Source organism: Acidimicrobiia bacterium (assembly GCA_036271555.1).
Classification (GTDB): Bacteria; Actinomycetota; Acidimicrobiia; order IMCC26256; family PALSA-610; genus DATBAK01.
Window position 1 is genome coordinate 1 of the sequence record DATBAK010000072.1, and the last position, 20,155, is coordinate 20,155.

A 20,155-nucleotide genomic window follows, 5' to 3' on the forward strand; every position below is an offset into this window, starting at 1 on the left:
GCGGTCCGTCGTCGAGGATCGCGACGACATGCGCCCACCCAAAGTTGGCGTAGTGATTGTCGGTTCTGACGGACAGGTGCTCGGCGAGTCTTTCCGCGGCGAGTTCATGACTCCGAACGGGTCGCCGTGGCACGCCGAAGCCGGCCTCCTCGAGACAAGGCTGAAGGGTGTGGACCTGACAGGAGCGGTCGTGTACACGACGCTCGAGCCCTGCTCCAGGCGCGGCGAAGGCAAGACCCCCTGTGCGGAACGACTCGTCGCTGCGGGCGTGGCGACCGTCGTGATCGGCATCTACGACCCAAACCCGAATATCTGGGCTGGAAGATTCTGCACGACGGTGGTGTAGAGCTCCGTGACTTCGATGAGAGGCACCGTCAGGTCATTCGCGAAATCGACTCGGACTTCAACGATCAGTTCGAGTTCTCAGTCGGCCCCGAACGAACCGGAATCAGCTTCGACTACACGCTGCACAACGGCGTCCACAAGATCTACGCGTCCGGTCGCGACCCGCTGCCGTTCGCGTTGACGTTCAGCCGCGCGAGTGACACGCAGATACACGTCTACGGAGACAACGGTGACGGCGTTGCATACGCGCGCTACGCGACTCGTGTCGATGAGTGCGACGACCCGGACGCGCGTCACTACTCGCGAGTTCAGACAATTCCGCTAGGCGGCATCGCGGTGCTTCGGTATCCCTCGGCGTACGTGTTCGTGACTATCGACGCGATCGCAAGTACCACTCACGGTTCGGACCGCGACGCAGTCAGATTCTCATACACGGTTCGCTTCAACGAGGCCGTGGGCTCCTGATGACGCGACGAGTGCCAGAGATCGGTCGAGCGCAGGTGGCCCCCGGGAGGTGCTACACGCGGCCGACAGTCGCGCCATAACGGCTGCGGATTTGTGCCCAATGCAGGATCCCAGCGCATCATCGACGTGGTATCCGCGAACAGCGCGGCCGCGCCGGAACTTACGGCGCACCACAGCCATCGACGGTGCGTTGATTCGCGATCGCGGCGTTCGGGCGCTCCGTCGGCCGCGGTCGTCGCCATTCCACGTGCCGGGAGTGCACGCCGCGACCTCACCCGCGCGTTCGCGGCGCACGCGGGGCAACGCATCGCCCAACGGGGCAAGTCGACAGACAGACGTACGTTGTCGAGTGCAGGTCTGTACCTGCCGATAGAGACCTGAGCGGCAGGAAGGGAGCACATCGTGGGACGGGTGCTGGGAATCAGCATCACAAGCGCCAAGGCTTTCCTCGCCGTTGTCCAGGACGCCACCGTGCAGGATGGTCAGATCGAGAGGCTCGACGTCCCACCCGCAGACGCTTCAGGGTCTCAGCTTTCCGAGGCACTTGCGGACATCAAGCGTCGACTTGCTGAGATCAAGCCCGATGTCGTGGCCATCGTCGGTGCCGAGCCCTCGTTCACCGATACGGAGAGTGGGTTGCGCCCTCGGCTTACCTTCGAGGCGCTAACCCGTCTCGCGGCAGCCGAGCGTCGCGTCTCCCTCGACCTGGTCAGCCGCGCGCGCGTTCGATCACGGCTCGGCTTGCCGAGGAGAGGCGGCCTTGGCGAGCACATCTCGGCAGCGGGCCCGGTGGTGGGCCGATACTGGACCGCGGGAAGGGCCGTCGCCGCGCTGGCGGCGCTGACCGTTGAGAAGGAGATTTCCTAGTGCCATTGCGAGGAGAAGCGGTCGGCCGGCCGACCTACGACCAGCTCACTCAGGTCGTCGCGCAACCGGACCGCCTCGTCTTTCGCGCGCACCACGTTTTGTTCGATGGGCCGTGCTGGCAGAAGACGGTCGCGCTCACCGGGCTGCGCGACGCGATGTTTGCCACCGAGCCACAGCTCCTCGAGGCGCTCGACCACTCGAACATCGTGCAGGTCCGCGAGGCGCAGTTCGATCCCCAATTTCCGGACGCCGTCACCTTTGTAATGCGCCACTATCCAGGCGGCAGCGCGACGGAGGCACTGGGCCAGGGACATCGCTTCGGTATAAACGACGCGATCGCTCTCGCCTTCGAACTCCTCGACGCTCTCGCGTACCTACACGTCGACATCGGCTTCGTTCACCGTGACGTCAAACCGGACAACCTGCTGCTCGACGCGCCAAGAACCACTGGCTATCTGAGCGACTTCGGCAGTGCTGCGCGCATCCGTCCGGACGGGACGGTGCATCTCGCGGGCTACACGCTCCCTTACCTCGATCCGGACGCCGCGGTGAACGGCCGCATGACAGCTCAGAGCGACATCTACTCAGCCGGCATGACGCTGCTCGCCTTGTTGGGTGACGCGCCTCTCGTCGATGCGAGCTTCGACGCGCAGAAGGCAGAGACAAGGCTTCGGGCGGGCCGCTGCGCCCTGCCCCCGTCTCGGCTCGCGTACGCGCCGCACGTCCCCGGAGTCCTCCGCCGCGTCGTCAACAAGATGATGCAGGTCAACCCGAACGCGAGATTCGCGTCCGCGGCCGACGCGGCGACAGCTCTCAGGCGCTTGCGCACGATCGACTGGAACCACACCACCGGAGTCGGGCTGGACGGCGAGTGGATTGGGACGTGGCCGAATCGTCCGATCTCGAGGCGACGGCAATATCGAGTCGCGAGCACGATCCTCAGCTCCGGGCCGCGGGCTGGCGACCGCCGGCTGGTGGCTCAGTGGCGCACAGCGACCCGTCCCTGGCGCGGACTGGCAGGTGGCACGGCCACGGTCACGGATGAGCGCGGCGTACGCCAGTTTTTCTCCGAAATCTCCGACAGAGTGACCCACTCGGCTGCCGCGTCGTAAATCGCCTTCGCCGCGACCGCCTCGAGGCGAAATAGGGATCGTCGAGCTGAGGGCCGTGGGCGTGGAACGAGCGTGCGCCCGTCGACCTCTGAGGGCACGAGCACGCCCTCGCAGAGCATGGCCAACACGGCCGCGTCGAGTCCGGCGACACCGGTGCCGACGTGCTCGTTCGGTTCGAGGCGCAGGCCGTCGCCCAGGGTGGAATCAGCGAGCCGGCTAACGGCTCGATGCAGAGGCCACGGCCGATCAAGGCAGTGAGTCCCTCGTTCTGCGGCCGAGGCGAAGAGATAACGGAGAATAGAAATAGGTCTTTCCTCCATCTGGCAAGAAGGTACAGACTCCTCGACGTGGAACGGCGGATACGCGTCGAATTAACCGACCGTCTCATGCACTGCGAAACGAAGAACGCAGCCGTCACGTGGCCGGTTCCTCTCGACGCGTTGCTCGATCAACTAGTCACCGCCGCGGAACATGTAGGTGATCGCACCACTCGCCGCGAGCTCGCCGCCGCGATCCTCCTTAGCGCTCCGCGAGACCCGCGGCGTCTTACGCGCCTTCTGCGCACTTACAGGACTGCGACCGTCGGCGACGTCGTTCCTGTTGTAGAGGTCGGGGGTCCGGTCGTCGAGTTTCGCACCGCCAAGCCGGGACCGCGCCGACGCGGTGCCTGATGTCGCGCAGGGCTCTTGTGCGCGGAGCGACCACATCTCACGGCTCGGCCGGAGAAACGTGGTCACCGCCCCAGGTCCAAGCGGTCCATGGACCCAAGCAGCTAGGTCTTCTCAAGCGGCGCAGTGACGTTGTTGGGGGCCGTGAGCCCAACCCCGCCAACGCACGCGTTCGCATGAGTTCAGCCCCCGTCCTCGATCGGCGCCGACCCAGCCATAGCGGATCGCTCGCGTCCGTCACAGTCCGGCAGTTCCGCATTCGGGACGCTGCGGTCGCTCGCGTTTCCGAGGTCCAGGCGGGCCACGCACGGAGCGACTTGTGCCTTTCCGCCGGGGCTCACACGTGAGCCGAGCTGTAGCCACAGGTGTAGCCATCACGGGCGACCTGCGCCGAACTCGCACGAGCTGCCCATCCGCAGAATGGCTGATTTCCCGGGCTTAACGGACCGCGGCGAACGTGCCTGTACGCCTGTCCGGGAACTACGGATCAGAAGGTTGTGGGTTCGACTCCCGCCGAGCGCACTGACTGAGGAACGCCGCCGGCTCGGCTGAGCCCGAACCGATCGCGGGCGACGAAATGGTGCTCGCGGCCCGCGCGTCCGTCGACGGCGAGGTTCCGGCTCGGTCGCCACCGAGACAGGTATCGTGCCGCGCCTCGTCGAACGGTTCGGGATGCTCACAGTCGGACTCGTCGTACTGATTGCTGTCGCGCTGGCGTTCGACTTCACGAACGGTTTCCACGACGCGGCGAACGCCGTCGCGGTTTCGATCACGACGAGAGCGTTGCGGCCGTTGACGGCCCTGGCCATGGCGGCCGCGCTGAACGTGGTCGGCGCGTTGATCTCGACGAAGGTCGCCGCGACCGTCGGCAAGGGGATCATCACCGCGCCGACCGGTACGCATGGCCTCGTGATCGTCTTCGCGGCGCTCATGGGCGGCATCGTGTGGAACCTGGTCACGTGGTGGTTCGGTCTTCCGTCGTCGTCGACGCACGCGCTCATCGGCGGACTGGTCGGCGCAGCCATCGCGTCCGGGTCCACCGTGAAGTGGCACGGGCTGACCGACAAGGTCGTCCTGCCGATGGCGGTGTCGCCCGTGATCGGGCTCGCGCTCGGCTACCTCCTGATGGTGCTGATCCTCTGGGTCTTCCGCCGCGCCCGGCCGGCGGAGGCGAACTCGCGGTTCCGACATGCGCAGACGCTGTCGACCGCCGCGATGGCGTTCAGTCACGGGACCCAGGACGCGCAGAAGACGATGGGCGTCATCGCGCTCGCGCTCATCGCCACCGGGCATCTCGACGGCTTCCACATTCCGCTGTGGGTCATCCTGTCCGCGGCCAGCGCGATGGGTCTCGGGACCCTCGCCGGCGGTTGGCGCGTGATCCGGACGCTCGGAAGCCGGATCACCGCGCTCGATCCGGCGCGCGGCTTCGCGGCGCAGACCTCGGCGTCCGCCGTGCTGCTCGTGTCCGCGTATGCGTACGCGATGCCGGTCTCGTCGACGCACGTCATGACCTCGTCGATCATGGGTGTCGGCGCGACCCGCCGCCTGAACGCCGTGCGATGGGGTGTCGCGCGGCAGGTCATGACGGCGTGGATCCTGACGATTCCCGGGGCGGCGATCGCCGGATGGCTCTCGTACTACCTCGCGCACGCGATCGTGCGCCGGTGACCCGCCGGCTCAGCCGTTCTTCACCAGCGCGGACTCGACGACGTCGGAGAGGTCCTCGATCGCGTTGAGCGATTTCTCGAGCGCCTCGATGACGTCCTTCCACTTGATGACGTAGAGCGCGCCGTGCTCGCCGTTCAACAGCTGACCCATCGCGCGTCGGAAGACGACGTCGCCCTGGCGTTCCAGATGCTCGATGCGTTCGAGGCGCAACCGCGCGCCGTTCCGTGTCCTGAGGCAGGCGACGAGCCCCACCGTCTCCTCCGCCATGGCGATGAGGATCTCGGCGAGCTCTGACAGCTCGGGCGGTTGCGGGTCGACGCCGATCAACTGGATCAGCGAGGCCGCCGCGAACATGTCGTCGATGACATCGTCGAGCTCCTCGGCGAGCTCGTGGATGTCCTCGCGGTCGTATGGCGTGACGAAGCTGGCGTCGAGACGCGTCAACACGTCCCTCGAGATCTCGTCGCCGCGTCGTTCACACGCCTTGACCGCGTCGAAGCACTCGTCGATGTTGTCGGCGGAGGCGATGAGCTTGGCAACGTGTTCGGCGCAGTCGCGGAGGTTCGCGGCCGCGGCTTCGAAGAGGTCGAAGAATCCTTCGTCGGTGGGCGTCAGGCGAAATCGACCGATGACGTGCAGCACCTTCGCGAGCCGACCGCTCTTGGCGCCCGGTCTCGCCGCCGCGTCGGGCCGGATCGGCCAGCGTGCCCCGAGTCGTCGCGGCGCGGCCAGCGTCTCGACGCGCCGGGCCAGGTTCACGGCGTGGTCGCCGATCCGTTCGTAGAACCGAGCGAGCAGCGCGAGCTCGGCGGCGATGCGCGCGTCCGTGCCTTCGACGGCGCCGTACGTCACGAGTCGCGACGCCAGCAGGTCGAGCTCGTCGTCGGCTTCCTGCAGGTCGAAACCGGCGTCGCGCGAGCGTTGACGATACGCGGCGCTCGATGCGTGCCACATTCGGATCGCGACGTCGCACATCGACTGGATCACGCCGCGCGCCTGCGGCGAGATGCTGCCGCCGAGTCCTCGCGCCGCCCGTTGCGCGATGTGCTCGACGAGATCCGCGCTGCGTTCGAGCTCCGGGACGATCTGCAGCACGCCGATGAGGTGCTCGAGCTCCGCCGGGTCCACGACCGCGGTCGGCAGGCCCTCCTTCACCAGCGCGATCAGCTCCGCGCAGCGCTCGTCGATCCCTTCGTCGTCGGCGATCACCTGCTCGGCGCGGGCGACGTCTTCGTCGAGCAGGGCGCTCGTGGCCCAGCCGATTCCCTCGGACACGAGCGCGAAGAGGAGCAGCACACCGTCGTCGACCCGGAGACGAAGCTTCGCTCGCTCTGCCCGCGCACCGGCCACGGCACTCAAACTACTGGCCCCGTCGTCGCGCGGCCGCGTTGGCGCGGCTTCGACTGTGTGAGAACCGACGACGGTGTCGATCGCCGCGTGGCCCAGTGGTTGGCGGGGGTCCTCACGTAGTGTCGGCGCATGGCGTTCATCCAGATCGACCGGCCGCACGACCACGTCGCCCGCATCACGATGAACCGGCCCGAGCGAATGAACGCGATGGCGTTCGACGTGATGGTGCCGCTGCGCCACGCGATCGAGGAGCTGAGTGTCGACAACGACGTACGGGTCGTGATCCTCACCGGCGCGGGCGACGGCTTCTCGTCGGGCGCGGATCAGACCGACGCCGGCATTCCTCCCAACATCGACGGCCTCACCACGGTCACGATCGCGCTGCGCGCCCTCGAAGTGCTCGACGACGTCGTGCTCGCGCTGCGCAAGATGCACCAGCCGGTGATCGGCGCGGTCAACGGTCCCGCGATCGGCGGCGGGTTCTGCCTGTCGCTCGCGTGCGACATCCGCATCGCGTCGGAGAGCGCGTACTTCCGCGCCGCGGGCATCAACAACGGACTCACCGCGAGCGAGCTCGGCATCAGCTATCTGCTCCCGCGCGCGATCGGGTCGTCACGCGCCGCGGAGATCATGTTGACCGGACGCGATGTCGACGCGACCGAAGCCCTGCAGATGGGCCTCGTGTCGCGCGTCGTCACGCGCGACGAGCTGATGGACGCGTGTTACGCCGTGGCCGATCGCATCACCGGCTGGAGCCGGCCCGGCATCGAGCTGACGAAGCGCAGCCTCTGGTCGAGCCTCGATGCCGCGAGCCTCCAGCAGCACCTGCAGCTCGAAGGCATCGGTCAGCTGTTCGTGCGCATGCTCACCCAGAACTTCGAGGAAGCGACGCGCGCTCGCCGAGAAAACCGTAAGCCCGTCTTCCGCGATTGAGCGCGTGCGCTTAGAGTCCGGGACGCGGTAGGGGTCGAAGCGTTACGGACGAAGTGGGGTTCACGGATGAAGTCGCCGATGTCACGGCTGTTGGTTGTTGCTGCCGTTCTGTTGAGTGTGCTCGGGGTGCCGGCGACGAGCGCAATCGCCTCCCGACCCCCGGCGGCCTCGGTCACCCTTTTCCGCTCGTCGGTCGACGATCCGAACGGCATCGCGATGGGCGCCGACGGCGCGATGTGGTTCACGAACCTCGGCAACAACACGATCGGTCGGATCGACACCGAGGGCCACGTCCGAACCTTCCGTGACCCGGCGATCTTCCAGCCGACCGACATCGCGCTCGGCGGCGACGGCGCGATGTGGTTCACGAACGCGGGGAACGACTCGATCGGTCGCATCACGACGACCGGCGCGGTGACGACGTACACGAGCACCGCCGTCGACGAGCCCGAGCAGATCACGCGCGGTGCCGACGGCGCGATGTGGTTCACGAACTTCGCGCCCGGAACGTTCGGCTCGATCGACCGCATCACCAGCAAGGGCAAGATCACGAAGTTCAGCGGCCCCGGAATCGACCAGCCCATCGACATCACGGCCGGACCCGACGGCGCGTTGTGGTTCACGAACCACGAGAACCCCTCGATCGGCCGCATCACGACGGCGGGCGTGGTCACGAAGTTCACCGGCGACGCGATCACCGCGCCCGACGACATCACCGCCGGGCCCGACGGCGCGCTCTGGTTCACGAACGGATTCTCGGGCCTCATCGGTCGCATCACGACCAAGGGCGTCGCGACGTCCGTCGGCAGTCAGGTGTTCTCCACGAAGGGTGCGATCGCGAGCGGTCCCGACGGCGCGCTCTACTACGGCACCTGTTTCTGCGACCGTGCGCTCGAAGGCGGGATCGGGCGACTCACCACAGCGGGCCAGTACACCGAGATCTCGGGCAGCGGGAAGCTCGAGGGGGTCACGCACGGGATCGCGATCGGGCCTGACGGCGCGCTCTGGGTCACGAGTCCGAGCAACGACGCGATCGTCCGTCTCACGAGCGACGGAACCCTGACGGCGTTCCGCGGCAACGGCATCAGCGACCCGGACGGGATCACCGCGACGCCGGCCGCGGCCGGGCTGCCCGGCGCGATCTGGTACGCCAACGCCGGCAACGACACGATCGGAAGATTCGGCGTGGGTGAACCCCGCAAGACCTACCCGGGTGTCTACATCAACCCGACCAAGGTGGCGCTCGCGCCCGACGGCGCCGTGTGGTTCGTCGCCTCGGAACCGGTCGGCACGGGCCACATCGGCCGACTCGACCCGAACGGCGGAGGCATCCGCACCTTCGGCGGCGTTCCGCAGACGCGCTTCCCGAGCGACATCACCGCCGGTCCCGACGGCGCGATGTGGTTCACGAACTCGGGCTCGATCGGCCGCATCACGAACGACGGCACGATCACCGACTTCGACCATCCGCACCTCTCGTTCGGCTCGATCACCGCCGGCCCCGACGGCGCGCTGTGGGCAACGACGTGGGAGCCGCACGCCTCGATCAGTCGCATCACGACCAGCGGCAAGCTCACGACGTTCAAGGACCCGAGGATCTCCCGGGCCTGGGACATCACGACGGGACCCGACGGGGCGCTCTGGTTCACCGACCACGGGAACGACACGATCGGTCGCATCGACGTGAACGGCGCGTTCACGTTCTTCTCCGACCCGCGCGTGCACGCGCCGCAATCAATCGTCACCGGCCCCGACGGCGCGCTCTGGATCACCGCCGACCACGCGATCGTGCGCATGACGACGGCCGGCACCGTGACCGACGTATTCAAGGGCGACAGGATCGGCGCGGTGAACGCGATCACCGCCGGTCCCGACGGCGCGATCTGGTTCACCCGGCCCGACGCCGTCGGGCGGCTGACGATCAGCGCGCCGACGAGCTGAACGTCACGACCCGTCGGCGGGCGGGTCGGCGCTCACCATCCACGGTGTACCGAACCGGTCGACGCACATCCCGAACGCGGGCGAGAAGAACGTCGGTCCGAACGGACCGGTGATCTGGCCGCCGTCGGCGAGCGCGTCGAACACGCGCTGCGCGTCGGCCGCGTCGGTGGTGCTGTAGTTCACCTGCATCCCCTGCACCGGTCCGAAGGGGTCGGCAATCGGATCGTCGGACGCCATGACGAGCGCGTCGCCGATCTTCAACGCGGCATGGATGATCAGGTTGGGATCGATGCCGGGCGACCGCGCGTCCGGCGGCGCCTCGTTCATGTCGAGCAGCACGAGGTCGCCGCCGAAGATCTCGTGGTACCGGGTGAACGCTTCGCGGCAGTTGCCGCCGAAGAACAAGTACGGGTGGAACGCCATCGCGCACACTCCTCATGCTCGGGGTCGTCGCGAGTCTGACGCCCCGGAGCGTCGGAAGTCACCGGCGCGACCGCGCTCTCACTGCGGCGTGATCGCAACGCCGGTGGGTTGCACGAGACCCGTCGACGGACCGCTGGTCGTGAGCTGCGACGAGCCGAAGCGGCCGAACGAGGTGATGGCATAGGGCGCGGCGTTGCTCGCCACGGTGACGCGCCCCGCGGCGTCGGTCGCGACGCCCCACGGGAGCTGCACGGCGACCGACTGCACGGGCGGCGTGTCGCCGATGGAACCGGGTCGGTAGAGCGTCTCGGCGTCCGAGTTGAGGTTGCTGACGTGCAGCCAGCCGTCGGCGTCGAACGCGATGCCCTTCACGCCGTCGAGACCGGTGTCGGCACCGCCCAGCGTCGCGACGGGATTCGCGGGACCGTTCGCGATCTGGATCGCCTCGAGCGTGTCGGCCGAGCTCACCCAGAGTCGACCCTGCGGGTCGAATGCGAGCGCGACCGGGTTCGAGAGTGCCGTGATCGTCACGGTCGGCGCGGCGTCGCCCTTCGCTCCGGGCGCGAACTCGAGCACGTCGTTGTCGAGACCGTTGGCGACGAACAGGTCGCCGAAGCTGTCGAGCGCGAGCGCCGACGGCGACAACAGACCGGTGTGCGGGCCTGCGATCGTGCGGATCGGCTTCGCGTCGCCGGTCGCGTTCGGCGCGTACTCGGTGATCGTGCCGCTGTAGTTCGCAACGAACAGGTCGCCGCGGCCGTCGAACGCGATGCCCTGCGGCTGATCGAGCCCGGTGTCGGCGCCGGTGATCTCGATGAACGGCGCGCTGTTGCCGGTCTCGCCGGGCTTGAACGCGATCACCGAGCTGTGCCCGAACTGCGAGCTCGCGACGTAATCGAGTGGAGGCACGCCGACGTTGATGGTGAAGGTCACGACGGTCGAGTGCTGCGCCGTGTCGCGGACTTCGACGTCGAAGGTCGTGACGCCGACCTGCTTCGGTGTGCCGCTGATGACACCCTGGCGGGTGAGGCGCAGCCCGGTCGGAAGCGCGCCGAGGACGACACTCCAATGGAACGGCGCGCGGCCCAGAGCCGCGCCGAGCGTCTGCGAATACGGCGTGCCGAGCGACGCGACGGGAAGTTTCGTCGTCGTGGAATACAGCGGTGCACCGATCGCGATGCCCGAGGGAGCATCGAGACCGGTGTGGTTGCCTTGCAGCACGGCGCTCGGCGTGACGTCACCATTCGTGCCGGGCGCGAAGGTCGTGACCCAAGACGCGTCGACGGTCGGGTCCTGGTTGGTGACGTAGACGTTCCCGGCGACGTCGACCGCGATGCCGCCGCCGTTGAGGAGGCGCGTGCTCGCGCCCGCGATCGTCGAGCGGGGCACCGCGTTGCCGCGCGCGTCGGCGGCGAGGTCGACGACCGACGTGCCGCTCTGCGAACGGCTCAGCACGTAGAGGTCGTTGCCGGTCGCGGCGAGCCCGACCGCGAACGCGAGGCCGGTCGCGCCCCCGCCGATCTCGTAGCTCGGCGCGATGTTGCCGTCGCTTCCCGGCGCGAAGACGTCGAGATAGCCCTCGCCCGCACCGACGACGACACGCCCGAACGCGTCGATCGTGATGCCCGCGACCGACGTGAGCGCGGTCTGGTCACCACCGATCACCGCGATCGGCGTCGCGTCGTCCTGCGCGCCCGGCGCGTACTCGGTGATCGTCTCGTTGCCGGAGTTCGATACGTAGAGGTCGCCGCGCGCGTCGAACGCGAGCCCGGACGGCGTCGACAGCAGGGTCGCGGCGCCGAACAACGCGGCGACCGGTGGCTGGTCGGTGGTGCCCGCCGGGTAGATCGCGATCGCGTCGACTTCGGCGTACACGACGTAGACATCGCCCGATCGACTGATCGCAATCGCTCCGGGCGCGTACGGAAGGTTCGTCATCGACGTGACCGGCGGAAGGTTGCCCTTCGGCGCGAGCGCGTACTCGTCAACGGAGCTCCCCGCGCTGTTCGCGACGTAGAGACGTTGCGGTCCGACGTCGAGCGCGAGCGCCTGCGTCGCGATCTGCGCGGTCGGAGACGAGTCGTGCACCGCGACGGTGAAGACGGCGCCGCCCGAAGCGGGTGTCCCGGAGATCGCGCCGGCGTCGGAGAGCGTGAGTCCCTTCGGCAGCCGGCCCTTGCTGACCGACCAGTGATACGGCGCGCGCCCGCCGGCCGCCCGCAGGGTCGCGGCGTACGCGCCGCCGGCGTTCGGTGCCGCGAGCGACTTCGTCACGACGCGCAGCGGCTTGGGCGCGATCGCCGCGCCTGCGGCGACGGGGGCGGCGACGAAGGTCGCCAGCATCGTGACCACGCACAGCACGAGGACGAAGCTCGGCCGGAGGTGAAGGCGGAAGGGTCGGGGGTTTCGCATCTCGGTGCTCCTCGCACGGCGGATCTCGACGCCTTCGATTGTCGGGATCCGCAAGCGCGGGCACCACTGACGGGACCCTCACGTCACCCTCACAGGGCTCCGCGAGGCCGATCTACGAGTCGGTCGCGCCGATCTCGGCGGCGATGCCGGCCGCACCGAGTGCGTCGGCCTCGGCGAGTGCCGCGCTCCGGAGCGCGTCCGCGCCCGAGGCACCTCGCAGCTCCAGCACGGTCGCGAGCTCGCCGCGAGTTCGGGCGAGGAACGGGCGCGCGCCCATTCGTGTTTCGAGCTCGAGCGCGTGCCGGAGGTGCGCCTCGGCCTCGTCGAGACGGCCGAGCAGTCGTAACAGCGCGCCCGCGTGATGGTCGACGGGACCCCACCACCCGATGAGCGGCCCGACCCGCACCGCGGTGCACGGCTGGCCGAGCAACGCGGCGAGCAAGCGCTCCGCGAACTCGACCAGTCCGAGGCTCGCGGTGGTGTGCGCGAGGAAAGCGGTGGGCGCGAGCCGGTCAGCACCGCGGGGCGAGCCGTCGAGGCCCGCCCTCACGAGCCGCTCGACGAGCTCGCGCGCGAGCTCGGGTTCGCCCCCGACCGCGGCGCAGAGCGCGGTCCCCGCGGTGAAGCTCGGGATCTGCTGATAGTCGTCGGTGTCGACGAGCAGCGGGAGCACCGCCGCCGCGAGCCCCTGGTCGACGGCGCGCAGCAGTCCCTGCGCGTAGAAGACGAGCTCGGCGTTGTAGTCGCCGCTCGCGCGACCGAACGTGAGCGCGTCGTTCGAGAGCGACTCGCTGTCGTCGTAGCGGCCTTCGACGAACGCGATCGTCGCGCGCACGGTCGCGGCCTGGCTGTGCTCGCGCGGATCGTCGAGCTGCCGCGCGACCGCGTCGTAATGATCGGCCGCGACGCGCAGATCGTCCATCTCGCCGCGGTCGAGCGCGGCGAGCCCGATGGCGAACCGCGCGACCGCGATGACGCGGAGGTCGTTGCGTCGCTCGCCGACGTCGGCGACCCGGCGCGCGACACGGTCGAGGCGAACGGGATCCTCGTACCAGTCGTAGACGCGCGTCTTGCCGAGATGGCTGAGCGTCGCGTCGCTCGTCTCGGGGTTGTCGGCCTCGGCCGCGAGCGCGTCGACGAGCTCGTCGCGACGGGCGGCTTCTTCTGCACGGAAGCCGTTGATCATCTGCGTGACGAGCAGACCCATGATCGTCAGCCGGAGCGCGTCGTGATCGGGCTCGTCCTTCAAGGTCGCGAGCGCGTGTTCGAGCGCGCCGATGCGATCGGAGTCCGATTCCCAGTACGGGTAGCGACGGCCGAGCCCGATCGCGGCGCGCGCTTCCAGCGCCGGGTCGTCGAGCGCGGCGGCGACGTGCAGCGCTTGGCGGTAACGCCCGTCGGCTTCGTCGGCGCGCCCCCGGTATTGCAGCGCGTCACCGAGTCGCACGAGCGCGTCGGCGTGGCCGCGGCTCGCGGCCGACCACAGCTCGGATGCCTGCTCGTAGCGCGCGATCGCTTCGTCGGCTGCGGCCGCAGCGAGCGCGGCGTCACCGGCGCGCACCGCCCAGGTCGCCGCGGTGGTCGCGACCGACGGGTCGACGACCGCGACCGCGGCCCAGTGCCGCGCGAGATCCTGGACCGCCGCCGCGTCGGCATCGACGGCGCCGGCCTCGATCGCCTCGGCGACGCGCCGGTGGATCACCGCGGCTCGCGCCGACGACAGTCGTTCGCCGACCGCGCGCTGCACGAGCGCGTGCGAGAACGCGAGCCGTCCGGGGCCGGTCTCGTCGACCAGGCCCGACAGCAACGCGTCATCGACCGCGTCGGCGAGCCGCAGCCCGTCGAGCGCGGCGGCCGGACCCGCGATCCGCAGATCGAACTGCCGACCGATGATGCTGGCGGTCGCGAGCAGGTCCTGCGTTTCGCGCCCGAGCGCGAGCACCCGTCGGTGCAGCATCTCGCGTACGCGATCGGGTACGGCGCCCGAGTCGGCACCGGTCCGGAGCACCGCGCCGTGTTCGACGTCGACGAGTGCACCGGTGTCGATGAGTTGCACCGTCATCTCCTCGGCGAAAAACGGATTGCCGTCCGTCGCGTCGGCGATGTAGCGGACGACCTCGTTCCCGACCGACGCGCCGACGACGTCGCCGACGAGTGCCGCGAGCCCGTCGTCGTCGAGCGGGTGCAGATCGACGCGCAGGGTGGGCGCGTGCCGTCCGAGGTCGGCGAGCAGACCGGCGACCGCGGGATCGAGCTCGCTGTCGCGCGCGGTCGCGACGACCATCACGTCGGTGAGTGCCTCGTCGCGCACGAGATAGTGCAGCAGTGCGATCGAGGCGCGGTCCGCCCAGTGGAGGTCGTCGAGCACGACGACCACGGGCGCGCAGCCGGCGATGAGCGCGCCGACCGCTTCGAACAGGAGCCGTTGCTCCGTGCCGGCCTCGGCGACCGTGACGGGTGGGAGCGGTCCGACGCGGGTTTCGATGTCGGGCACGAGGCGCGTGAGCTCGCCGCGACCTCCGACCGCGCTCGCGAGTCGGGCCGGATCGGCGGCCGTGACGATCTGCCGCGCCACTTCGACGAACGGCGCGTACGCGCCGAGTCCTTCTTCACTCCCGCGGCCCCACGCGATCGCGACACCGGAGCGCGCGAGCTCCTCGGCGAGCGCGCTCGTGAGGCGGGTCTTCCCGATGCCGGCCTCGCCCGCGATGACGACGAGTCGCTGGCGGTCCGACCACGCGCGCCGAAGTTGCGCGAGCTCGTCGGCGCGTCCGACGAAGCGGGTGCGCCACGTGCGCGCGCGTTCCGCTCGCGGTGGCGCGCCCGGACTCGGTTCGGCGTCGACCGTGGTCGTGACCGCGGGTGCCACGGTCGCCTCGGTTTGGGCGTCGGCGTCGGCGGCGCGCGCGAGCTCCGCAACTGCCTCGGGCGACAGGTCGAGCGCACGCGCGAGCTGGCGGACCGTCGAGAGTCGTGGTGCGCGGCGCCGGCCCCGTTCGAGCGCGGCGACGGCGGTCGCACTGACCGCGGCGCGCTCGGCGAGGGCCTCCTGGGTGAGGCTCGCGGCGAGGCGATGTCGCCGCAGCAGCGTGCCGAAGCCCTCGGTCACGCGCGGGACGTCGCTCTCGACCCCCGGCCCATACCGGCGATGCTACGGCCGCGCGCCGACGGGGTCCGCCGGTCGAAGCGGCGACCGCGTGAACGCTCGGGGTACCCACCTGTCGCCGTGAACAGGCTGTCGATACGATCCCGTCGTCGTGTGAGGTGTGCCGCGACATCGGGGGCGGAATGAACGGACGGATGCGACGCGCGTGGGCGGGCGCGACGGTGGGCGTGCTCGCGCTCGCGACGGCTGGCGCGGCAATGGCTCCGGCCGGCGCGTCGGCGAACCGCCGCGCCGCGTCCGGCTTCGACTGGGCCTTCGCGAGCGGTGCGCAACGGCCGCCCACCTTGTTCGGCCCCACGGCGGCCTACGACTCGGCCACGAGCCAGCTCCTCATGTTCGGCGGCGCGACCACCGACACCTTGACCGCGCGGGACACGACCCAGCTGTGGACGGGGACCAAGTGGAAGACGCTGTCGCCGGCGCACCACCCGAGCAGCCGGTACGGCGCGGCCATGGCGTTCGATCCCGTCAACGAGCAGCTCATCCTCTTCGGTGGCTTCGGCGGAGACGACGGCAACTCGTTCCTGTCCGACACATGGTCGTGGACGGGCGACGACTGGGTGCACCTGCATCCCGCGGCACATCCGTCGCGTCGCTTCGACCCCGTCGCCGCGGCCGACGCCGCGACCGGGCTCGTGCTGTTCGGTGGTTACGACGGGACGCAGGTGCTCGGCGACACGTGGCAGTGGACCGGCTCGACGTGGAGTCCGGTCGCCACCGACGCCGCGCCGCCGCCGCGCACCGACGCGGCGTTCAGCGACGACGGCGCGCGGGGAGACCTCGTGCTGTTCGGCGGTTACGGCTCGAGTGCCAGCCTCGACGACACCTGGCGCTGGACCGGCACCGAGTGGATCGACGCCGCGCCCGCGCACGCGCCCACCCCGCGTCGCGGAATGTCGATGGCGTTCGATCCCGTGATCGCCGAGGTCGTCCTCTTCGGCGGGTACGACTCCCTCACCGCGAGCTACCAGCAGACGTGGACGTGGGACGGCGTCGACTGGACGCAGCAGCTCGCGCAGCACTCGCCCAATCGTCGCTCCGGCGGGGCGTTGGCGTTCGATGCCGCGACGCAGAACCTCGTGCTCTTCGGCGGCGATGCCGGGCTCGCGTACGGCGACACGTGGACGGGCCCGACGCGTGAGGACGACACCGCGCCCACGATCGTGGGCGCGACCGCGCCGATCCGGTTCACGGATCCGTTCGTCGTCGAGTTCAGCGAGTCGGTGGCCGTGCCGTGCTGTGACGCGATCACCGTCACCACCGACGGGGGATCGGTGCTCCCGACGACCGCGACCTGCTCCACGTCGCCGGATCCCGACGGTCGGTGCGAGACGTGGATGATCGACCACGCCGCCGCGCTGGTGCCCGGGCAGCACTACGACCTCGCGTTCGACGACGCGATCACCGATTGGGTCGGCAACCCGTTGGTGGCGACGAGTCTGCCGGTCCGCGCGTCGACGGCGGTTCGCGAGGACGACCCGCTGCTGCACGAACGCTGGGACGCGGTGAAGAACCCGGGCGCGCTCGGCGGTTCGTACTCGACCGAGCACACCGCCGGCGCGACCTACCGCTTCTCGTTCACCGGCACCTCGCTTCGGTGGCTCACCGTCACCGGGCCCGATGAGGGAAAGGCATTCGTTCGCATCACGAACCGGGGCGGCCACAAGGTCAGCCGCGTGGTCGACAACTTCGCGTCGTCGACCACGCTCGATGCGCCGGTCGACTTCACCGGGCTCGTGAACACGCGGCACACGATTCTGATCACCGTCGACGCCGCCGCGAACGTCGCGGTCGACGGCTTCGAGCTCGACGGCTCCGTGGTCGTCCCGACGCCGAAGGCGATCATGCGCTTCCCGCAGCGCTTCCTCGGCAGCGACACCTATGGCTTCACGACGACACCGGGCGCCGCGTTCTCGACGACGTTCCGCGGGACGTCGCTCACGTGGGTCGCACCCGTCGGGCCCGACGGTGGACGGGCGCGCGTCCTGGTGGATGGCGCGCCGGTCGCCGTCGTCAACCTGTACGCAAAGGCCGACGGCTTCCGCAACTACCAGTTCCCGACGTCCGACGCGCTCCATCGGGTCGACGTCGTGGTGCTGCCGCGCAAGTCGGGGAACCACACCGGTACGACCGTCGGCCTCGTGCGCTTCGACATCGGCTGACGGCGATTCCGGTCGACGCCCGCGCGTGCGATGAGAGGTGCACCGAGTTGCTCCGCCGACGCTCATACCCCGCACCCGCGGGTCGCCGGTCCGAAACGAGCGCGCTGGCTACGGTGTCGCGTGATGACGATCGCGGCGCATGACATCCCGGTCGCCCACACGCCGCCGGGCGGTTACGGCGACACCTTTCCCGATCCGGTGCTCGCCGCTTGCGACGAGCCCCTCGTCGACGGCGCGCCCGACCTTCGGGGCATGTGGGAAGTCGTCGGGGTCGAGGTCGACGGCGCGCCGGCCCCGGCGGGCCACGGCGCCTATGGCCACGTCGAGCGTGTCGAGCAGTGCGGCGACCGGCTCGTCGTCACCGGCAGCGGCATCATCCACGACATGCGCTGCGACGGCACGGTCGAGCACGGCGTCCACGACGTCATGCAGGCCGACTTCACGACCGAGATCTCCGTCGTCGCCAGCTATGAGGACGGCGTCCATGTTCTGCGACCGGTCGGCGTGCCGTTCGAGGTGACCCGCCGCCGTGACGGCGACGACATGATCTGGACCTACTTCGGCTTCACCGCGCGCCTGCGGCGCATCGACTGAGAGGTACCGATGGGCGACGGCCTGCTGCTCGACTCGCTGCAACGGCGGATGCGCACGATGCACTCGCTGTACTACCAGGCCGTCGACACGATGGACCTCGAGCACGTCAACCACTTCGAGCGCGAGGGCGTGCTGCCGATCGCCTTCTCCCTGTTCCACTACACGAACATGGAGGACGTCTGCTTCATGGCGATCACCGGGGTCGCCCCGGTCTGGGACGCCGACCGGCAGGCCAAGGTGCAGATGGCGATCAACGATCACGGCAAGCACCGCACGGTCGCCGAGATGATCCACCAGCGCGTCGGCGACTTCGAGGCGTTCAGGGACTATCAGCGCGCGGTGTTCGACCGGACCGAGGCGCACCTCGACTCGATCGACCCGGCCGACTTCACCCGAGTGGTCGTCCCCCGCCCGTTCCCGCCCGTGGTCGCGAGCACCTACAGCGCCCGGTGCGCGGGGCCCGACGGCATCACCGTGCTCGACGGGTTCGAGTGCTGGCTCTACCAGCACGGCCTGCGGCACATGGGTGAGATCGAGCTCGCCCGTGGCCTCGTCGGCCTCTCTGGAATGACCTCGTAGTTGTTGAAGTCGTTCCCATCGAGCGGCGGGCGGAGCGAGCGAGCGCCCTCGCCCACTCCCGTCCCGCGTCATGGAGCGGCGAGCGCCCGCGGGCCGGGTATCCCGGCCCGCAGCGAGCGCGACCAACAAGCATGACCAGCCGGCGCGCGCTCTGGGTCGGCGGCGCGCTGGGTCTCGTCTGCGTCGTGCTGCGGGTGGTGCCGTTCGTCGGCGCGCACATCGGCAAGGGACTCGACTCGTACGACTACCTCGCCTCGTCCCACGCCGGCTTCTTCACCCGTGACCTCTGGGCCGGCGACCGCGCGCCCGGCTATCCGCTCTATCTCAAGCTCGTGGACCGCAATCTCCATGTCGCGGTGGTCGGCCAGCTGGTCCTCGTCACCGCCGCCTGGCTGGTCCTTGCCCTGATGGCGGCGCGCGCGACCCGCGATCTCCGGCTCCAGATCGCGGCAGTCGTCGTCGTCCTGGGGTTCGGGGTGACCCTGGATGCGGTGCAGTGGGACCGCGTCATCAGCACCGAAGCGCTCTCCAGCGCCTTCGCGGTCGGCTTCCTCGCCGCCGTCCTCTGGCTGCGCGAGCGCTGGACCGGCCCGCGCGTCGCCGTCGCCGTCGTGCTCGCGCTGCTCATGACGGCCTTGCGCGACAGCAACGGCACCTTCCTCGGCCTGGTCGGCGTGGCGCTGTTGATCTGCGTGGCGGTTCGGGCGCTCCGGCCCCGCGTCCTCGTGCTCGCGGGCCTGCTCGTCGTGATCGCGGTCGCGGGCACGGTGAGCGCCGGGATCGGGAAGCGCTGGCAGGAGCCCGTTCAGAACGTCTTCACGATGCGGCTGTTCAACAGCCCCGAGCGGCTCCAGTCGCTCTATCACTCCGGTCTGCCCCTCACCCTCGGGCAGGTGATCGCCGTGCAGGGCCGCTGCGTCGCGGCCACGCCGATCCCGCCGTGCGCCAAGCTGCGATCGCCGGCCTTCTACGACTGGATCCAGGATCACGGGCGCGAGGCCTACATCCACGAGATGTGGAAGACGCCGGCGACGACCGTGTGGGAGCCGCTCTCCCACATCCGCGAGTCGGTCGGCACGCGCAATCGCGTCGACATCGCGAGCGGCACCTACGAGCACGCGCCCGTCTCGGAGGCGCTCGAGAAGGTGTTCGACGTCCGCAATCCCGCGGTCGCGGTCGGCTGGGCGATCGCGCTGCTCGTCCTGATGCTCGTCGCCGCGGTGCGTCGTCGACGCGGGGTCTGGGTGATCGCGACCGCGATGCTCGTCGCGACCTACCCGCACCTCTGGCTGGTGTGGGTCGGCGACGCGGAAGAGGTCACGCGTCACTCGTTGCTCGCGTCGATGCAGTTGCACCTCGCGCTGTTGCTCGGCACGGTTTGGCTGATCGACGCGTTCGTCGCGCGCGAGCACGCGCCGACCAGCTGAGCGCGCGTCCTACGCTCCGCACCTGGGTGAAGAGCGCGCG

General features: G+C 69.5%; 14 protein-coding genes. 10 read left to right on the plus strand and 4 right to left on the minus strand.

The annotated features are described in order from the left end of the window. The 4 genes from VH914_16555 to VH914_16570 all read left to right on the plus strand — a co-directional run. On the plus strand, positions 1-346 hold a 346-nt coding region (locus VH914_16555), incomplete at its 5' end, for a hypothetical protein (protein HEX4492819.1). An 866-nt stretch (positions 347-1,212) separates the two neighbouring features. Then, on the plus strand, positions 1,213-1,677 hold the full coding sequence (locus VH914_16560; protein ID HEX4492820.1) for a hypothetical protein: 465 nt from the start codon (positions 1,213-1,215) through the stop codon (positions 1,675-1,677). Beyond that, the gene (locus VH914_16565; GenBank protein HEX4492821.1) at positions 1,677-2,789 is read left to right on the plus strand and encodes a protein kinase; all 1,113 of its coding nucleotides are present in this window, start codon (positions 1,677-1,679) and stop codon (positions 2,787-2,789) included. Before VH914_16560 ends, VH914_16565 begins: the two co-directional genes overlap by 1 nt. A gap of 1,340 nt (positions 2,790-4,129) precedes the next feature. Next, the gene (locus VH914_16570; GenBank protein ID HEX4492822.1) at positions 4,130-5,128 is read left to right on the plus strand and encodes an anion permease; all 999 of its coding nucleotides are present in this window, start codon (positions 4,130-4,132) and stop codon (positions 5,126-5,128) included. Between the two features lie 9 nt (positions 5,129-5,137). Here VH914_16570 and VH914_16575 read toward each other — a convergent pair whose 3' ends face one another. Continuing rightward, positions 5,138-6,478, minus strand: coding sequence for a DUF47 family protein (locus tag VH914_16575; protein ID HEX4492823.1), 1,341 nt, complete (start codon positions 6,476-6,478; stop codon positions 5,138-5,140). A 129-nt stretch (positions 6,479-6,607) separates the two neighbouring features. Between VH914_16575 and VH914_16580 the strand changes: the two genes are divergently transcribed. Continuing rightward, a complete protein-coding gene (locus VH914_16580) occupies positions 6,608-7,411 on the plus strand; it encodes an enoyl-CoA hydratase (protein HEX4492824.1) in 804 nt (267 codons plus the stop codon). Positions 7,412-7,537: 126 nt separating this feature from the next. After that, entirely contained in the window at positions 7,538-9,352 is a 1,815-nt protein-coding gene (locus VH914_16585; protein ID HEX4492825.1) for a hypothetical protein, read from the plus strand. A gap of 3 nt (positions 9,353-9,355) precedes the next feature. Here VH914_16585 and VH914_16590 read toward each other — a convergent pair whose 3' ends face one another. The 3 genes from VH914_16590 to VH914_16600 all read right to left on the minus strand — a co-directional run bounded on the left by VH914_16590 (position 9,356) and on the right by VH914_16600 (position 15,296). Beyond that, positions 9,356-9,775, minus strand: a complete 420-nt coding sequence (locus VH914_16590; GenBank protein ID HEX4492826.1) for a VOC family protein — start codon at positions 9,773-9,775, stop codon at positions 9,356-9,358. Positions 9,776-9,853: 78 nt separating this feature from the next. Next, positions 9,854-12,187, minus strand: a complete 2,334-nt coding sequence (locus tag VH914_16595; GenBank protein ID HEX4492827.1) for a putative Ig domain-containing protein — start codon at positions 12,185-12,187, stop codon at positions 9,854-9,856. 112 nt (positions 12,188-12,299) lie between these two features. Further along, entirely contained in the window at positions 12,300-15,296 is a 2,997-nt protein-coding gene (locus tag VH914_16600; protein ID HEX4492828.1) for an AAA family ATPase, read from the minus strand. 191 nt (positions 15,297-15,487) lie between these two features. On the opposite strand from VH914_16600, the gene VH914_16605 reads away from it, so the two are divergent. The 4 genes from VH914_16605 to VH914_16620 all read left to right on the plus strand — a co-directional run bounded on the left by VH914_16605 (position 15,488) and on the right by VH914_16620 (position 20,115). Then, complete coding sequence (locus tag VH914_16605; GenBank protein HEX4492829.1) at positions 15,488-17,515, plus strand: hypothetical protein; 2,028 nt, start codon at positions 15,488-15,490, stop codon at positions 17,513-17,515. A 123-nt stretch (positions 17,516-17,638) separates the two neighbouring features. After that, complete coding sequence (locus VH914_16610) at positions 17,639-18,109, plus strand: hypothetical protein (GenBank protein ID HEX4492830.1); 471 nt, start codon at positions 17,639-17,641, stop codon at positions 18,107-18,109. Between the two features lie 9 nt (positions 18,110-18,118). Beyond that, complete coding sequence (locus tag VH914_16615) at positions 18,119-18,688, plus strand: DinB family protein (protein ID HEX4492831.1); 570 nt, start codon at positions 18,119-18,121, stop codon at positions 18,686-18,688. A gap of 131 nt (positions 18,689-18,819) precedes the next feature. After that, on the plus strand, positions 18,820-20,115 hold the full coding sequence (locus tag VH914_16620; GenBank protein ID HEX4492832.1) for a hypothetical protein: 1,296 nt from the start codon (positions 18,820-18,822) through the stop codon (positions 20,113-20,115). The last annotated feature ends 40 nt before the right edge of the window (positions 20,116-20,155 follow it).

Excerpts from the sequence above, each read along its gene's own strand:
- VH914_16595 (HEX4492827.1), bottom strand. The coding sequence starts at position 12,187 with ATGCGAAACCCCCGACCCTTCCGCCTTCACCTCCGGCCGAGCTTCGTC.
- VH914_16590 (HEX4492826.1), bottom strand. The coding sequence starts at position 9,775 with ATGGCGTTCCACCCGTACTTGTTCTTCGGCGGCAACTGCCGCGAAGCG.
- VH914_16620 (HEX4492832.1), top strand. The coding sequence starts at position 18,820 with ATGACCAGCCGGCGCGCGCTCTGGGTCGGCGGCGCGCTGGGTCTCGTC.
- VH914_16615 (HEX4492831.1), top strand. The coding sequence starts at position 18,119 with ATGGGCGACGGCCTGCTGCTCGACTCGCTGCAACGGCGGATGCGCACG.
- VH914_16610 (HEX4492830.1), top strand. The coding sequence starts at position 17,639 with ATGACGATCGCGGCGCATGACATCCCGGTCGCCCACACGCCGCCGGGC.
- VH914_16570 (HEX4492822.1), top strand. The coding sequence starts at position 4,130 with ATGCTCACAGTCGGACTCGTCGTACTGATTGCTGTCGCGCTGGCGTTC.
- VH914_16605 (HEX4492829.1), top strand. The coding sequence starts at position 15,488 with ATGCGACGCGCGTGGGCGGGCGCGACGGTGGGCGTGCTCGCGCTCGCG.
- VH914_16580 (HEX4492824.1), top strand. The coding sequence starts at position 6,608 with ATGGCGTTCATCCAGATCGACCGGCCGCACGACCACGTCGCCCGCATC.